This window comes from Dolichospermum compactum NIES-806 (assembly GCF_002368115.1).
Taxonomy (GTDB): domain Bacteria; phylum Cyanobacteriota; class Cyanobacteriia; order Cyanobacteriales; family Nostocaceae; genus Dolichospermum; species Dolichospermum compactum.
Genome location: NZ_AP018316.1, coordinates 2,183,563 through 2,198,688 on the forward strand (window position 1 = coordinate 2,183,563; position 15,126 = coordinate 2,198,688).

General features: G+C 36.1%; 12 protein-coding genes. 3 read left to right on the forward strand and 9 right to left on the reverse strand.

The window, feature by feature from the left end:
* Positions 1-43 precede the first annotated feature (43 nt).
* Positions 44-631: a hypothetical protein gene (locus tag CA730_RS10450; protein WP_096667052.1), complete on the forward strand. Its 588-nt coding sequence runs from the start codon at positions 44-46 to the stop codon at positions 629-631.
* 290 nt (positions 632-921) lie between these two features.
* Here the strand turns inward: CA730_RS10450 and ftsH are convergent, their stop codons facing one another.
* Positions 922-2,829, reverse strand: coding sequence for an ATP-dependent zinc metalloprotease FtsH (gene ftsH / locus CA730_RS10455; RefSeq protein ID WP_096667055.1), 1,908 nt, complete (start codon positions 2,827-2,829; stop codon positions 922-924).
* 124 nt (positions 2,830-2,953) lie between these two features.
* On the reverse strand, positions 2,954-3,076 hold the full coding sequence (locus CA730_RS26025) for a hypothetical protein (RefSeq protein ID WP_269076507.1): 123 nt from the start codon (positions 3,074-3,076) through the stop codon (positions 2,954-2,956).
* Here CA730_RS26025 and aroC point away from each other — a divergent pair.
* Complete coding sequence (gene aroC / locus CA730_RS10460) at positions 3,075-4,163, forward strand: chorismate synthase (protein ID WP_096667057.1); 1,089 nt, start codon at positions 3,075-3,077, stop codon at positions 4,161-4,163. The two genes, CA730_RS26025 and aroC, sit on opposite strands and share 2 nt — an antisense overlap.
* Before the next feature lie 254 nt (positions 4,164-4,417).
* On the opposite strand, the gene CA730_RS10465 is transcribed toward aroC, so the two are convergent.
* From CA730_RS10465 to CA730_RS10495, 7 genes are all read right to left on the reverse strand, one after another.
* The gene (locus CA730_RS10465; RefSeq protein WP_096667059.1) at positions 4,418-4,909 is read right to left on the reverse strand and encodes a hypothetical protein; all 492 of its coding nucleotides are present in this window, start codon (positions 4,907-4,909) and stop codon (positions 4,418-4,420) included.
* 147 nt (positions 4,910-5,056) lie between these two features.
* On the reverse strand, positions 5,057-5,362 hold the full coding sequence (locus CA730_RS10470) for a hypothetical protein (RefSeq protein ID WP_096667061.1): 306 nt from the start codon (positions 5,360-5,362) through the stop codon (positions 5,057-5,059).
* A gap of 483 nt (positions 5,363-5,845) precedes the next feature.
* Positions 5,846-6,253, reverse strand: a complete 408-nt coding sequence (locus CA730_RS10475; protein ID WP_096667063.1) for a hypothetical protein — start codon at positions 6,251-6,253, stop codon at positions 5,846-5,848.
* Positions 6,254-6,423: 170 nt separating this feature from the next.
* Entirely contained in the window at positions 6,424-6,684 is a 261-nt protein-coding gene (locus CA730_RS10480) for a MoaD/ThiS family protein (protein WP_096667065.1), read from the reverse strand.
* A gap of 21 nt (positions 6,685-6,705) precedes the next feature.
* Complete coding sequence (locus tag CA730_RS10485; RefSeq protein ID WP_172891172.1) at positions 6,706-9,348, reverse strand: ABC transporter substrate-binding protein; 2,643 nt, start codon at positions 9,346-9,348, stop codon at positions 6,706-6,708.
* Positions 9,349-9,655: 307 nt separating this feature from the next.
* Positions 9,656-12,742: an ABC transporter substrate-binding protein gene (locus CA730_RS10490; protein WP_096667069.1), complete on the reverse strand. Its 3,087-nt coding sequence runs from the start codon at positions 12,740-12,742 to the stop codon at positions 9,656-9,658.
* Between the two features lie 95 nt (positions 12,743-12,837).
* Entirely contained in the window at positions 12,838-14,106 is a 1,269-nt protein-coding gene (locus CA730_RS10495; protein ID WP_096667071.1) for an AAA family ATPase, read from the reverse strand.
* An 84-nt stretch (positions 14,107-14,190) separates the two neighbouring features.
* On the opposite strand from CA730_RS10495, the gene CA730_RS10500 reads away from it, so the two are divergent.
* The coding region (locus tag CA730_RS10500; protein ID WP_096667073.1) for an aromatic ring-hydroxylating dioxygenase subunit alpha at positions 14,191-15,126 on the forward strand (936 nt) is incomplete at its 3' end.

Consider the following 15,126-nt stretch of genomic DNA (forward strand, 5'->3'; position numbering starts at 1 on the left):
AAGATTTTAACAGAAATTGGCGAAAAGCTTGGGGGATTGACTCATGATCAAAGTATTAGATTTAGGTATAACCGGAAAAGCTCGGATTTGGAATAACGAATCATGTTATTTTCCTGGAGATTTTCGACCTGTTTTCTATCCTGTTGTAGATGAAAAGATAGAAGTCATCCTGGAAAATGCAAAGATTGGTTTATTCTCTGAAAAAAAAGTGATGATAGAGATATTAGCACCTCTAGGAGCTAGGTTTTTATATGGCTGTTTGGGGGCTACATTTGAGCCTAATAATTCTGGTAAATTAGTATTGAAAGTGGCGGTTTCCACTGAAGTTGAACGGGAAGTTAATTCTTCTCTGGCATTATCATTAGATGTGGTGAAAGTTGGGATACCAGAAGAATATGCAGATAGTGTTTTTAATGGTGCAAAATTGAAGTTGCAAGAACCGGGAATTAGTTCAATATTTGGTTCTGGTGAAATTTCTTTTAAATGGGGTACATTTGGGGAAATCGGATCTTCTAGATCATTTTTTCACGATCTTGCATATACAGTTATTGAGGTGATGGTGCGAGATAAAATTCATACTAATTATAATGTTAAACCACCATTTAAAAAAGTTCTGGAACAATCTTTTTGATATTTTTATTAATCAGAAAAAGTAGAGATGTTTCATGGAACTTCTCTAAGTAGGTTAGCATTGAAAATCGTCGTTATGGCAAGGCAACAGGCAAGAGGCAACAGTGAAGAGGGTTTGGGCGATTTTACTTTTCTTTACACAGATTGGTTTTATTGTGTTCACCTACTTACAAGAATTTTTTGGCGTTGCTGATTAATGGTATGAATTTTAGTCTCACGCAAATGTAGGAGTTTCAAAGGTTCAATTGAATTTCATCCCTCAATGCAGCAACGCCGATTTTTGAACCTCAACTAATAAGTTACGGCTACTGGCTCATTAGTTACTTTAATGGCTGTATTATCAGCTACAATGGTGCGGAAAACATCACCTTCAATGGTTTCTTGTTCTATCAACAAGTCAACTACCCGTTCCAAAATTAACCGGTTTTCTTGAATGATTTCTTTAGCTTGAATATAACAGCGGTTAACAATCTCCCGGACTGCGTGATCAATTTTCGCTGCAATGTCTTCAGAATATTCAGATTTATTCATCCAGTCCCGTCCTAAAAATACATCGTTGTTTTGATTTTCTAAGGAAACTGGACCTAAATCGGACATTCCAAATTTCGTTACCATTTGTCGTGCCATACTGGTAACTTGTTGCAAGTCATTTCCTGCACCTGTGGTAACTTCCGCTTTCCCAAACACGATTTCTTCAGCCGCGCGACCACCTAAAGTTGAGGCAATGCGGGCTAAAATTTGGGAACGGGAAATTAAACCCTGTTCTTCATTGGGAGTAAACCAAGTTAACCCCAGCGCTTGTCCTCTGGGAATGAGTGTAACTTTTTGTACAGGATCATGACCTTTAACTAATGTTCCTACTAAAGCGTGTCCAACTTCGTGATAAGCAATTAGACGTTTGTTTTTACTGTCTACTAAAGCAGTTCCTTCCATACCTGCGACTACTCTATCTATGGCGTTATCAATTTCTAAGTCGGTAACGGCTTCTTTGCGTCTTCTGGCGGTAAGAATGGCGGCTTCGTTGAGTAAATTGGCTAAATCTGCACCGGTAAAGCCAGGGGTGCGGCGAGCGATCGCTTCTAAAGATACACTAGGATCAATTTTCTTATTCTGAGCGTGGACTGTCAAAATTTCCTGTCTTCCCTTCAAATCGGGAACATCCACAATTACCTGTCTATCAAAGCGTCCTGGGCGTAATAGAGCCGAATCAAGGACATCTGGACGGTTGGTGGCGGCAATAATAATAATCCCTGTATTGCCTTCAAAACCATCCATTTCTGTTAATAGTTGGTTGAGGGTTTGTTCCCGTTCATCATTTCCACCCCCAATACCCGCACCCCGTTGTCTTCCTACTGCGTCAATTTCATCAATAAATATCAAACAAGGGGCATTTTCTTTGGCTTTTTTGAATAAATCGCGGACACGGGAAGCGCCGACACCGACGAACATTTCCACAAATTCCGAACCAGACATACTGAAAAATGGCACACCTGCTTCCCCAGCAATGGCTTTGGCGAGTAAGGTTTTTCCTGTTCCTGGCGGTCCAATTAATAGTACACCTTTGGGAATTTTTGCCCCTACCGCTGTAAATTTTTCTGGCTGTTTGAGGAAAGTAACAACTTCTTCTAATTCTTCTTTTGCTTCCTTGACTCCCGCCACATCATTAAATTTTACGCCTGTTTTCGCTTCCATTTGAAACCGAGCGCGAGATTTACCAAAACTCATGGCTTGGTTAGAAGCATTGGCAGAACGCCGCAGAAATAGTAACATGAGAGCCACTAGGGGCAAAATCCACATGAGATTAATTAATAAGCCGACAGCGGCTCTGTTACCAGCGGAGGAAACTTCGCCAAAATCAACGTTTTTTTCTTTAAGTTTATTAATTAACTCGGCATTTTGATCTAAAAGGCGTACCTGTAAAGGCAGAGTATCGGGTTTTTGTCCCACTAAATAAACTCTAGCTGTTTGTTCAGCTTGATCTAACTCTACTTTTTTAACTTCTCCTTTATTGGCTTTTTGAATTAATTCACCATAGGTTAAAGAATTTCGCTCGGTTTTTTGTTGCGCTAAAACGGGACTAACACTAATCATACCGGGTAATATCATTAACCCAGCAGCCATGATTCCTGCTAAGGCGTGACGCGGATATGAACCTGGTAACTGCTGTTTTATCAAAGCTTTTTTGTGCAAATTTTTCATAATAGTTACGCTTTATGGCTGTTTTTGGCGGAAATTGTCAAATCTAGAAATTATAGTTTTCTTCTAACAGTTTAACTGTCAGACTCGATTATTAACAGGTGACAGGGGGAGAAGGTGAGAGTCTTTAAGATAACTGATTGTCATGGGGAATTTGGGATTTTTCATCAGCGATTCCTCGGTCATGCTTGGCGATCGCTCTTGGCTCCATGTAAAATAAATATTCCGGTCTGTATTTTCTCAACATCATGGGCAGCACTTTTGGTCATCTTTTCCGTATTACTACTTTTGGCGAATCTCACGGCGGCGGTGTGGGCGTTATCATTGATGGATGTCCCCCACAACTGGAAATTTCTGCCGAGGAAATTCAATTTGAGTTAGATAGAAGACGGCCAGGACAAAGTAAAATTACCACTCCTCGCAAAGAAGCTGACACCTGTGAGATTTTATCGGGTGTGTTTGAGGGAAAAACTCTGGGAACACCTATTGCCATTTTAGTCAGAAATAAAAATACTCGTCCCGAAGATTATGATGAGATGGCGCAGAAATATCGCCCTTCTCACGCAGATGCTACTTATGATGCTAAATATGGATTCAGAAATTGGCAAGGTGGTGGTAGGTCGTCGGCGCGTGAAACAATAGGTAGAGTTGCTGCTGGTGCGATCGCTAAAAAGATTTTACATCAAGTTGCAGGTGTAGAAGTAATCGCCTATGTGAAGCGAATTAAAGATTTAGAAGGCGTTGTTGATACCAATACCGTCACTTTAGCAGATGTCGAAAGCAATATCGTCCGCTGTCCAGATGGCGCAATTGCTAATACCATGATTTCCTTAATTGAACAAACCGGTCGAGATGGTAATTCTATCGGTGGTGTCGTTGAATGTGTGGTGCGGAATGTTCCCACGGGTTTAGGTGAACCAGTTTTTGATAAATTAGAAGCAGATTTAGCAAAGGCGGTAATGTCATTACCCGCAAGTAAAGGTTTTGAAATCGGTTCTGGTTTTGACGGAACTTTGTTAACAGGTTTTGAACATAACGACGAATTTTATATTGATGAACATGGGGAAATTCGCACAGTAACTAACCGTTCAGGAGGGATTCAAGGGGGAATTTCCAACGGTGAAAACATTATTATCCGCGTGGCTTTTAAACCAACAGCTACGATTAGAAAGGAACAAAAAACCGTAACGAAGGAAGGGGAAGAAACGGTTTTAGCAGGAAAAGGAAGACATGATCCTTGTGTTTTACCCCGTGCTGTACCAATGGTTGATGCGATGGTGGCTTTAGTTTTATGTGATCATCTTTTGCGTCATTATGGGCAATGTAAGGTGTTGTAGGAATTTTGGTGGGGTGTTTTTCTGGAATGCCCTTTTTTAGTATTCTAGTCATACTCAATCAAGTCAAACTGCATCAACACTTATTATTAATACCGTGAATATGGAGCAAAACCATCAAAAAAAGAGATTGAAACATTATTGGCAAACCACAGCGTTGAAATTGAGACAGGAAACTTGAGAGTATTACTGCTTGATGAGTGTCATTTAATGTGAGGAGACTTAAGGTTTCTAATAATGCTCGCAATTGGTAACATTTATCTAATTAGTCTATTTTGCCAACGGGTCATACCTCGGAAATATGCAATAATAGGAATCTGATAAACTTCAATAAAAATCCAAATAATAATTCCTAAGTGTGACAAAAAAGTTAGCACCGTCCAAACAAATGGAATCCATGATAGGGGAACATGAGAATGAGGAGGAAAATAATATGCTGTCACTCCTATTAAGGTAGTCGGTAAAATAATAAAAGCAATTGCGGATAAACCATAACCCCAACCTAATTCCACACTTCCTAATCGTGCTTGTGTCCATCTCAATCCATCCCAAGTCCAAACTAAAGGCGGTTCTCTAGAAGGCATTTTAACTTGTTGTAATTCCAAATTAACTGTAAAAATCTCATTGCAGAAATCACAACACATAGCTTCCATCATCAACATTTGCGAAATTTTACCCACGCGACATACTGGACATGGATAATTTTCTTGGAAGTTTAAAGATATTGATAAAATTGGAGATTTTGGCATATTAAACTACTCCTTTTTTCACATCAGTAATTGGTAATGAAAAAATTCTCCGCTGCACCCCCTGACTCCTGAATTTTTTTAATAAAACAACCCAGTTTATTGATAAAACCAGGTTGAATTTGATATAATGACAATATTGAAAAGTAATTAGTCTAGAAAACCCATCAAAAGCTCGGAGTCATCGAAGGTGTTCGGCGCTATTGGCCGATTTCCGAAGACAGAATAGTTGTCAGAAACTACCAAGGAGCTAGAACCAATGGGACGAATACCAGACAAGTTAATACTATCAACTACTTGGAATGTGTTTGCACCTATGGGACGAATTCCCATAGAGTTAAAGGTATCAACTACTTGTAAAGTCCCGGTGGTAATGGGACGCATTCCAGCCACTATGATTGTTCCTTGAGAACTTTCTTCAGTATTACTGATATTATCCTGATTATTTTCTGTCATTTTTATTTCTCCTTTGCATTAGATGACACTTTTTCAAACTGAATCTTTGTTTGTTAAGTGAATTTTACAATAATTAAGGAAAGAAGTATTTTTTTCCTATATATTTAGAGTCTAACCTTAAACCAGCATATATCACAGGTTGAATCTGAGATTAATAGATTTTTTAATGCGGTTATAATCTTGATTATATTAGCTAATGTACATTTATTTTGGTACAGAGAGGTTACATCAAGTTATAAAATTATTTTATATTTTTTAGGTTCTACCGCTCCCCTTGTGATCAAATACCCCCTTTTATGTGTCCATAACCATTGCTGTATATGGGTTTGATCTAAATTAATATGCGATTGCCTATTTTTGAAAATATTAAACGCTCAAATCCAGTCAGTGTAAGGGTTTTAGGGATATTTTATCGAAAATATCATAAAGGGAGCGGTAGAGCCATTTTTTATAAGATAACTATCATAATTAAAAATCGTCCCATTAAAGAATTAGGTAACTCTGCCATTTGGATTGAGGATTTTGATGGTTTTTTTCTGGTATTAATAACCGCCAACTTTTACCTTCTTTCTGAATTTGTAGGTAGACTTCAAAGGGTTTTTTAAATTGTTTGAAACTGCGTTTTGGTAGTTTTACAGTAAAGTCGTAATCTCCCTGTACCCGATAAGCTGGTAAGTTTTCAATGGTGAGGGGTTGTTGTTGAGTGATAGATATGCGCTGAATATTAAACTTTTGGAAGTTTAAATCTAGCTGTTGGTTAAGTTGTTGTTGGGTTTGTTCTAGTTGGAGTGCGATCGCTTTTTGCACTAATTCCGGTGTTGGTAATAAGGCAATACTAGTACAAGCTGTGAGGAAAATTATCAAAATTGTTGTAAAAATTAACTTAATCATATTTAATTTCTTTTTAATGTATTTGAATATATTCTCATTAAGGAACTTCCAAGAAAAAAATTATCCCAATAAATGAACAAAAGAACCACAGAGGCACAGAGAACACAGAGAGAGAAGAAATAGAGAGAGTTTTTGCGTTAGTTTTGGGACATATTTTGATTTGGAAGTCTCTAACCACCATTCACTGGGGGAATTAAAACCACCTCGTCACCGTTTTGGAGAATGGTATCTGGTTCAACAAATTGTAAATTCACGCCAAAGCGGGTTATTTCTCGCCATTTGCTTAATTTGGGGTGTTGAGTAATTAGGCGATCGCACACCGCTTGTACAGGTGTACCAGATTGAAACTCCCACACTAACTCATTCACTCCATAAACTTCTTGATAAATAGCAAATAACTTTACAGTCACAGTAATCACAGAATCAGACATACAATTTTTTCATAACCTGATTTACTTATTGGGAATTATAGTAAATTTACCATTCTTAATTTGCACTAGTACAGCCTGACCTTGACGCTCTCTTTCTTCTGTAAACCGAAGTGGATAACCTGATGTTTCCCTGGTAGAAAGATTAACATTTTTCAACCTGTCTAATACTGTAGTTCTTGACGAACTCCCAGCTAGAGATTTAATAAAAGCCTGAGTAGCATCATAGCTAGTTGCAGTTGTCCAACTAATATCTCCCGTCCACTGTTTTTTTGCTCTTTTAGCGAAGGTTTTGGCTTCTGGTTGCTCTTCAAACCAGGGAACTGCGATTATTAAACCCTCTACATTTTTACCATTTTCACCACCTTTCTCTAAAGTTGTTTTTTTATAAAGACTCTCTCCACCTAACATCTTTAATTCTGGTATTTCCACTTTTTGGGTCTTGAGTTGCTGATTTCTATTGGTAATCTCCTTAGCAATGTTAATAGCAATATGAGCAATTTGTATATTTGGCAATAGTATGGCTGCTTGTGCTTTATTAATATCTACACTTTCAGCTACTTCTTTCTTTGCATCAAATGAACTAGCAGTTATATCAACGTTACGAACTACCTTACCTCCTAGTTTCTCAAAATGACGGGTAAATAGCTCTCTGATACTATTACTGTAAATACTCCCAGGATTTATAAAAACAACTACTCTTTTCACTTTCAGTTTATTAAAAGCATATTCAGCCAGTGCTTTTCCCGCAACTTCATCGGAATAAACAACTCTAAAAAAAACTGGATTTTGGAGTAAAAAAATAGAGGTGCTGGTAGGAGATATAACTGCTAATCCAGCTTTTTCATACTCTGGTAATGCCGCTTTGGTAGTATCACTAGAATTATGTCCTATTACTCCTAATATTGATGTATCCTTAATGAGTTGTTGAGCTATTTGTTGAGCTTGTTTTGGATCGTTGTTATCATTGGCAATAACTATTTCTAGTAATCTACCTGTCAAGCCCTTGTTTATATTAAATTGATTCTGTGCTTGAGCTACTCCACGTAATACTCCTTCAGTACTTCGTACAACTACTGCCAAGGTAAGAGGAGAACCTGCTTGACGAGCTAGGGCATTGTTGTAATAAATTACTACTTCTGGGTCATTTCTGTTTGCTTGTATGGCTTGTTTAAATAAATTAGCTGCTTGTTCATAATCGCCTTTTTGGAAAGCCTGAATGCCTTGATCACGAAATGTATTAGTATCAGCAGGAAATAGGGTTCTTTCGCCTCTACTAATTCTAATATCTGCTACACAAAAAACTCCAAATTCTTTCTTTTCTCCTACTGGACATGGGTTGGTATGTTTAACTAATATAATACTAGAAATAATTAATGATAATGTGGCTATTGCCGCCAAAATAATCGCTTTTTGATTTGGTAAAGTAACTTCTAGAAAAGCCTTTTGGCGGTCACTTAATATATTTATATTTAATGAATTATTTTCTGGTAATTTGGTTGGTGATTTGATTATTTCATATTTAACTTGATTTGCATCTTCAAAAAATGAAACATTATTTTGGTCACTAACTTCTGTATAATCATCTAGATATAATTCTAGAATACTTTGATTTTTTTTTTGATCAAGGTTCAATTTATCCAATTCATGAATTTCTTCTTTTAATGGATGATGTTGTATGATCCAACGACGCACTAATTCTATTTTAATTTTCTCTTCTGTTTCATCCAAAAAACCATTATTTCTGAGAAGTTGTTCTGTTTCTGTCATTAATTTATGATCTAGCTCATTTGTTAATCTTGTTATTAATGCTAAATAATTTTCTAAAGTTTCTTGAGATTCTGCAATTGCAGAAAAAACAATTTTTTCTGGAATAGAAAATCCATCCCAAAACCAGGCTAAACCAGCTCCTGCTAATTCAACTACTTTATTTATAATAGCTTCTACGTCTTCTCGATTAACTCTCCAATTATCATTTTCTCGCGCTCTACCAAAAATACTAAAACATATTGCCTGAATCAGATAAGGATGTCCTGCTGATAGATTAAAAATTTCTTTTATTGCATCCTCTTCATACTCAAGGATATTTTCGGCTGGTTTAATAATCAAATCTTTGGTACTGTTTTCATCTAATAGCCCAATTTCTATTACAGGTACATCTTTAAAAATTTGTTTTAATTTGGGATTATTTATTGATTTTTGTTCTATAAATAAAATGAGAAATAGTTTATTATTAGTGCTGATTATTTTAGGAAGAGATGTATTAAAATGTCTTAATAATTCTGGATGATCATTATTTAATAATGCATCAAATTCATCAAGTAAAAATACTATATTTTTATTTTCTATTAATTGATACACCTGGGGCAAAAATTCATCAAAAAAAACTTGAGAATCAGATTCCAAATCTATAATTCCAGGTAATTTTATATTCTCTTCATCTAAACACAGGTCACTAACCACTTGTTGCGCTAAATCTGCTAAAATCTTGCTTAGTGGTTCTTGAGAGTAATAGTCTAAACTAGACCTAACAAAAACAAACTCGTTCAAATCCTTTAATCTATGAGGAATATTCCTAATGACAGATGACTTACCAATACGCCGCTGTCCATAGCATACAATAATTTGTTGCTGCTGTTGAAGATGAGTGGTAATAGAGTAAAACACATCCTCCCGTCCAAACAAAAGTTCTTGGTCAATAGGACGGCCAACAATATAAGGATTTCTTTGATGCTTGGGAAAAGTAATCATCCTTTCACAATACCTCTGAAAAACCACCATCGTAACACATCTCAAGTATTAATTTCATCAGTTAAATCTCTTAGAGGTTGTTTGAAAAGTGTTAGGTTGTGATTTTAGGTGTACACCGTAGCTTGCTAAGGGGAGAACTAGAGTCAAAGTCCTTCTTTTCAAGGGGGATTTAGGGGTATCTAAAAATATTTGATACACCATGAGGGACTTTTCAAACACCCTCTTATTTAATTTCGACGAATTTACCATCCTTAATTTGCACAAGAATAGATTCACCTTGACGTTCTCTTTCTTTTGTAAACTCAAGTGGATAGCCTGATGTTTCCCTGCTATCGAGCTTGACTTTTTCTAATCCTTCTAATACTGTAGTCCGTGATAGATTGTTAGATAAAACTTTAATAAAAGCCTGAGTTGCATCATAGCTAGTTGCAGTCCGCCAACTAATACCTCCTCCCCATATTTGATCTAATTTTTGGGCAAAAGGTTTAGCTTGTAATGTTTCTCTAAACCAGGGTATGACAATTATTAAACCTTCAGTATCTTTTCCGCGTCTAACTAAAGTTTCATTATTATAAAGAGTATCTCCACTGAGCATTTTTAATTGTCGTATTGGCGGACTATTTCTTAATCTCTCGTTCCTGCTGGTAATCTCTTTAGCAATCTTAATGGCAATACCAGTGCTTTGTGTATCTGGGAACAAAAACGCTGCTTCTGCTTTTTTCTCACCATATACGCTTTTAGCAACTTCTTTCTCAGCATCAAATGTAGTAGCAGTTAAATCAATCATCGGTTTACGAACTACCTCACCCCCTAATTTTTCAAATTGATTTGTGAATATTTCTCTGATACTATTACTATAGTCGCTGTTAGGATTGGCAAAAATTACTGCCTTTTTTAATTGTAAATTCTTATAAGCATATTCAGCGAGTTTTCTACCTCCATTTTGATCAGAATAAACTGCTCTAAAGAAAACTGGGTTGTTGAGTAAAATGCTAGTGCTAGTTGGTGAAATAACTGCTAATCCTGCTTTTTCATATTCTGGTAATGCAGTTTGGGTAGCATCACTAGAATTATGTCCAATTACTCCTAGTATTGAAGTATCTTTCACTAATTCTTGAGCTACTTGTTCAGCTTGATCATTGTTACTATCATTAGCAATGACTATTTCTAGTAACCTACCATTAAGTCCTTTATTTTTAGTAAATTGATCTTGTGCTTGCGCTACACCACGTAATATTTCTTGAGCATTCACAGTTTTAGTGTCCGTTGGTACGACTACTGCTAGGGTAATAGGAGAACCTGCTTCACGAGCTAGGGCATTGTTATAATAAATTACTACTTCTGGGTCATTTCTGTTTGCTTGTATAGCTTGTTTAAATAAATTAGCTGCTTGTTGATAATCGCCTTTTTGGAAAGCCCGAATACCTTGATCACGGAATCTATTAGGAGTGGTAGAAAATAAGGTTCTTTCTCCTCGACTAATTCTACTATTATCTGCTACACAAAAAACTCCAAATTCTTTCTTTTCCCCTGCTGGACAAGTTCTGAAACCTGGATAAATACCTAAACTCACAACTGCGATCGCGATGCCAGTTACCCCCCACTTCAGCCAATTTATATTTGCTATAGGAGTTTTCTTTTTAGGTGTTGTATCTTCTTCTTGAGGTAGTGGATTAGTGTTTGTCATGAAGGCATTAATTTTTTCTAGTTCTTGTTGGGCAATGTTGTTATTAGGATCAATTTCCAGTATTAACTCACACTGTTGTATTGCCTCAGTCCGTTTTTTATTAACTATCAACTTATGTATATAATTTCCTCTTGTTTGCAAAAGTCCGTTTTTGCTACGTTCTTTATCAATATTGTAAGCTCTTGTGTAAATCTCTATGGCTTGCTCAAAATTGTCATTTTTTGAATATTGTTCAGCTACGGTCAATAAAGGATCTAAAACAATATCTTGTTGATGATTAATAGAATAAAATAAATAAGCTCGGTTATACAGTTCACAGGCTTTATCGAGGGATTGAATACTTAAATCTTGAATCTTTAAATATTCTGCGGCTAAAGATTTTACAGTTTCAAAGTTATTAGGATTAAGGTGTAACGCTTGTTCATACAGATGTAATGCTCTGTCAGGGTGACTTTGTGCTACTGAATTAAGATTATTAACATCAATTTGGTTAGTGCTTTCTACATTCTTAATTTCTTGTTCTAACGGATGTTCTTTACATAACAACCGACGAACTAATTCCATTTTAACTTTACATTTTGTATCATCTAAAAATTCATATTCAACTAATTGTTCGTGTGCTTTTATCAAATATCCTGTTGACACTATTCCATATTTTTCTAATAGGGTTAGTGGTTGTTCAGGAATAGATTGATTTTCTGTAATAGCTATCTTTTGAGATTCTGCTACTGCGGAAAGAATAATTTGCTGTTCAGGAGTCAGTCCAAACCAGAAGTCTAAAGCACCTTGAGCTAGTACAATTGCTTGATCTATAATACTTTCAACATCTGTATCAGTTATCCGTAAAAACTCAGGTCTTGGGTCTCTTGTATAGTCATTGCGTGCTGTACCATAAAGAGCAAAGCAAATAACTTGAATAAAATAAGGATGTCCTGCGGATAAATTGAAAATAGCTTCTATTGCTTCTGGTTGATATGTTAAAGCTACTGTATCAGATTGAGTAATTATTTTTTTAGTATTTTCTCTATCTAAAAAACCAATTCTATGATATGGTGCTTCATGCAATAAAGAAATCAACTTTGGTAATCTTGAGATATGCCTACCTACAACTGCAATAATAAATAGTCTTTCATGTAGTTCTCGTAATAGTTCTCGTAATTGGATAATATGCCTTGCATTTGGCTCACTTAAAACATCAAATTCGTCGCAGAGAAAAACCAATTTTTTACTACCTAAGCGATCATAAATAGTTGGCAAAAATTGACTGGAGAAAACATTAGTGTCAGATTTTATATCATCTGCTAGACTATCTAAAAATTCTTCATCTATTGACAGATCCCCTAAAATTTTTTTTGCCATCCCGTGTAAAATATTTTCGAGAGGTGAACTTTCTTGAGCTTGAAAATCAAAACTAATAAAAATAAATTCATCTTCAATAGCTGCTGCAATATTTTGAGGAATAAATTTCAGTATTGAAGTCTTACCAACTCGTCGTTGTCCGTAAAATAAAATTAGTTGCACATTGTGTTGCAGACTATCATCAATCAGACTGAATATATCTTTGCGTCCAAAAAGGTTTTCAGGATCTCTAATTGGAATACCTACTACATAAGGATTTTGCATATTTCATCTTCTCACAACTTATAAATTCAATTTCACATCAATCACTTTTCATAAACTTAGTAGAGAAGTTCCATAAGACTTTCCTACTCAAAAGTTTATTTAGGAAATACTGGCGCTACTTTTGCAATCCAATCTAAGACAGACCTTACCTTCTGTGGATGATTTCCCAACCAAGTAACTACTTCTTTAACCTTCCCTACTTGTCCATGACTGATAAGATTGAGAAATTCTTTTTCTCTATCTTTAATTAAAGTATTTGATGTCTTCAAAATTTCCTCTGTCACCCATTTTTTCATCAGTGATGAGGTGAAAGAGTAAAACGTTCCTGTATCCGTAGAACTGGAAGTAATTACACCCCTATCTTCTAATGTACTTAACCAGCGTCTATGTTGGGTAAGAATACGTCCTATACCATCCAAATTAAATTGAATCTCCTCTATATGACCTCCCATATCTAACAAAGCTATTAGCATTAATAAGGCTTGGTCTATTTCATTACATCTGTCCCAAATGGTTTGAAAAATTTGTTGCGTATCTCTTTCAAAACCCTTAGCAAATGTGTCAATATCGGGCTTTGCCCCGGCTTGTATCTGTCCCCATAGCAAGAAACTAGCAGTTTGTACTAAAGTCGGATGTCCACCTGTAATATTGATAATTTCGCCCCGTAACATTGGTGGTCTAATTATTGTCAATAGTTTAACCAACTCACTCGTAGTAAATAGTTTCAGAGATTGAAATAAGTAGTGATTGTACCAAGGAGAAGCATTAGGATTAGGTTTAGGACCACAATCAGGTTGACTCAGGGGTTGAAGTGAGGTAACAATCATGGATAGATATTGACTTTCTTCTGCATGAACAGCCAAGTTACGACATTGGGCTAAAAATGTTACCATTTCCGCTTCTGTGTATTGATCATTGCTTACTAAAGCTGCGTCTAAATCATCTACCAACAACAATAAAAATTTACCTTTTCTCCCTAATCTCCGTAGTGCTTGGCGTAAACTATCATTTGTAACTGTTTGTTCAAGTAAGGGTTTAATTTCCGCTTGTAATTGCGGTTCGCTGTCTAATTGATCACACAGCATAGTTAAGACCTCGCGCCAAAAACCAGCAGGAGTGAAGGGAATGATGTTTTCGCAGCTAAGTAAAATAATGACAACCTTAGATGGATCTATACCATGTTCTCGCAATGCTTGTTCAGAAGCAAGTTTCCGCAAAAATGAGGTTTTACCCATTCCCGGTCCACCCCAAATGGCACAATGACTGCGCTTATAGATTAGGTCAAAGGCAAAGTTAACTTCTGATGTGCGGCCTACAAAATGTTCTGGAGGAACTGGTTTACCTGGAAAAAAGGGATTGGCCATGGTGAATTTGAATAGTTCGATAAATTAAAATTTTTGGAACAATATAATATCAGTAGTGTACTTGTTTTATCTCTTAGAAGCAATATGCAATCTGAATTTAATTTCTTTCAGCACTGGTATCCACTCGTACCTATAGAAGACTTGGAACCGCAAAAACCTAAACCCATCACCTTATTAGGAAAAAGATTAGTAATTTGGAAACCCAGTAACTCAGAAACATATCGGGTATTTTTAGATCAATGTCCCCACCGTCTCGCACCATTAAGCGAAGGTAGAATAGAAACTAAAACAGGTAACTTAATGTGTAGTTATCACGGTTGGGAATTTAATGAAAATGGCATTTGTCAGCGTGTTCCCCAAGCAGAAAACCCAGAAATTATCGCTAAAAATCAAGAAAATTTTTGTGTTGTTTCCTTTCCTGTTCGTCAACAACAGGAACTACTTTGGGTGTGGCCAGATCAAAAAACAGCAGCAATAGCTGAAAATACACCTTTACCTTTATCACCCCAAATAGATGCAGAGAAAGGATTTGTGTGGTCGAATTATGTTCGAGATTTGGAATACGATTGGCAAACATTAATAGAAAATGTAGCAGATCCTAGTCATGTTCCTTTTTCTCATCATGGAGTTCAAGGTAATAGAGAAAAAGCTAGACCTATAGCTCTTAATATAGTCAAATCAACCATTAATTTAATTGAAGTAAATATCGAAAGGGGAGTCCCCACAACTATTACATTTGAACCACCTTGTAGATTAGAATATACAATTGAGCTTGGTAATACTGGCAAAAAATTAGGTTTACTGGTTTATGCTATTCCTGTATCTCCTGGTAAATCAAGAATAGTTGCTCAATTTTCTCGCAACTTTGCTAAGACCTTAAATCGCTTAATACCTCGTTGGTGGGATCATATTCATGAAAGAAATCTAGTATTAGATGGGGATATGATGCTACTAAATCAGCAAGAGTATTTATTACAGAAGAAACAATTACATGAAAGTTGGAAAACTGCTTATAAATTA

What these genes read in the sequence shown, in the direction of transcription:
- CA730_RS10450 (WP_096667052.1), top strand. Translation starts at nt 44, where the DNA reads ATGATCAAAGTATTAGATTTAGGTATAACCGGAAAAGCTCGGATTTGG.
- ftsH (WP_096667055.1), bottom strand. Translation starts at nt 2,829, where the DNA reads ATGAAAAATTTGCACAAAAAAGCTTTGATAAAACAGCAGTTACCAGGT.
- aroC (WP_096667057.1), top strand. Translation starts at nt 3,075, where the DNA reads ATGGGCAGCACTTTTGGTCATCTTTTCCGTATTACTACTTTTGGCGAA.
- CA730_RS26025 (WP_269076507.1), bottom strand. Translation starts at nt 3,076, where the DNA reads ATGATGTTGAGAAAATACAGACCGGAATATTTATTTTACATGGAGCCA.
- CA730_RS10465 (WP_096667059.1), bottom strand. Translation starts at nt 4,909, where the DNA reads ATGCCAAAATCTCCAATTTTATCAATATCTTTAAACTTCCAAGAAAAT.
- CA730_RS10470 (WP_096667061.1), bottom strand. Translation starts at nt 5,362, where the DNA reads ATGACAGAAAATAATCAGGATAATATCAGTAATACTGAAGAAAGTTCT.
- CA730_RS10475 (WP_096667063.1), bottom strand. Translation starts at nt 6,253, where the DNA reads ATGATTAAGTTAATTTTTACAACAATTTTGATAATTTTCCTCACAGCT.
- CA730_RS10480 (WP_096667065.1), bottom strand. Translation starts at nt 6,684, where the DNA reads ATGTCTGATTCTGTGATTACTGTGACTGTAAAGTTATTTGCTATTTAT.
- CA730_RS10490 (WP_096667069.1), bottom strand. Translation starts at nt 12,742, where the DNA reads ATGCAAAATCCTTATGTAGTAGGTATTCCAATTAGAGATCCTGAAAAC.
- CA730_RS10495 (WP_096667071.1), bottom strand. Translation starts at nt 14,106, where the DNA reads ATGGCCAATCCCTTTTTTCCAGGTAAACCAGTTCCTCCAGAACATTTT.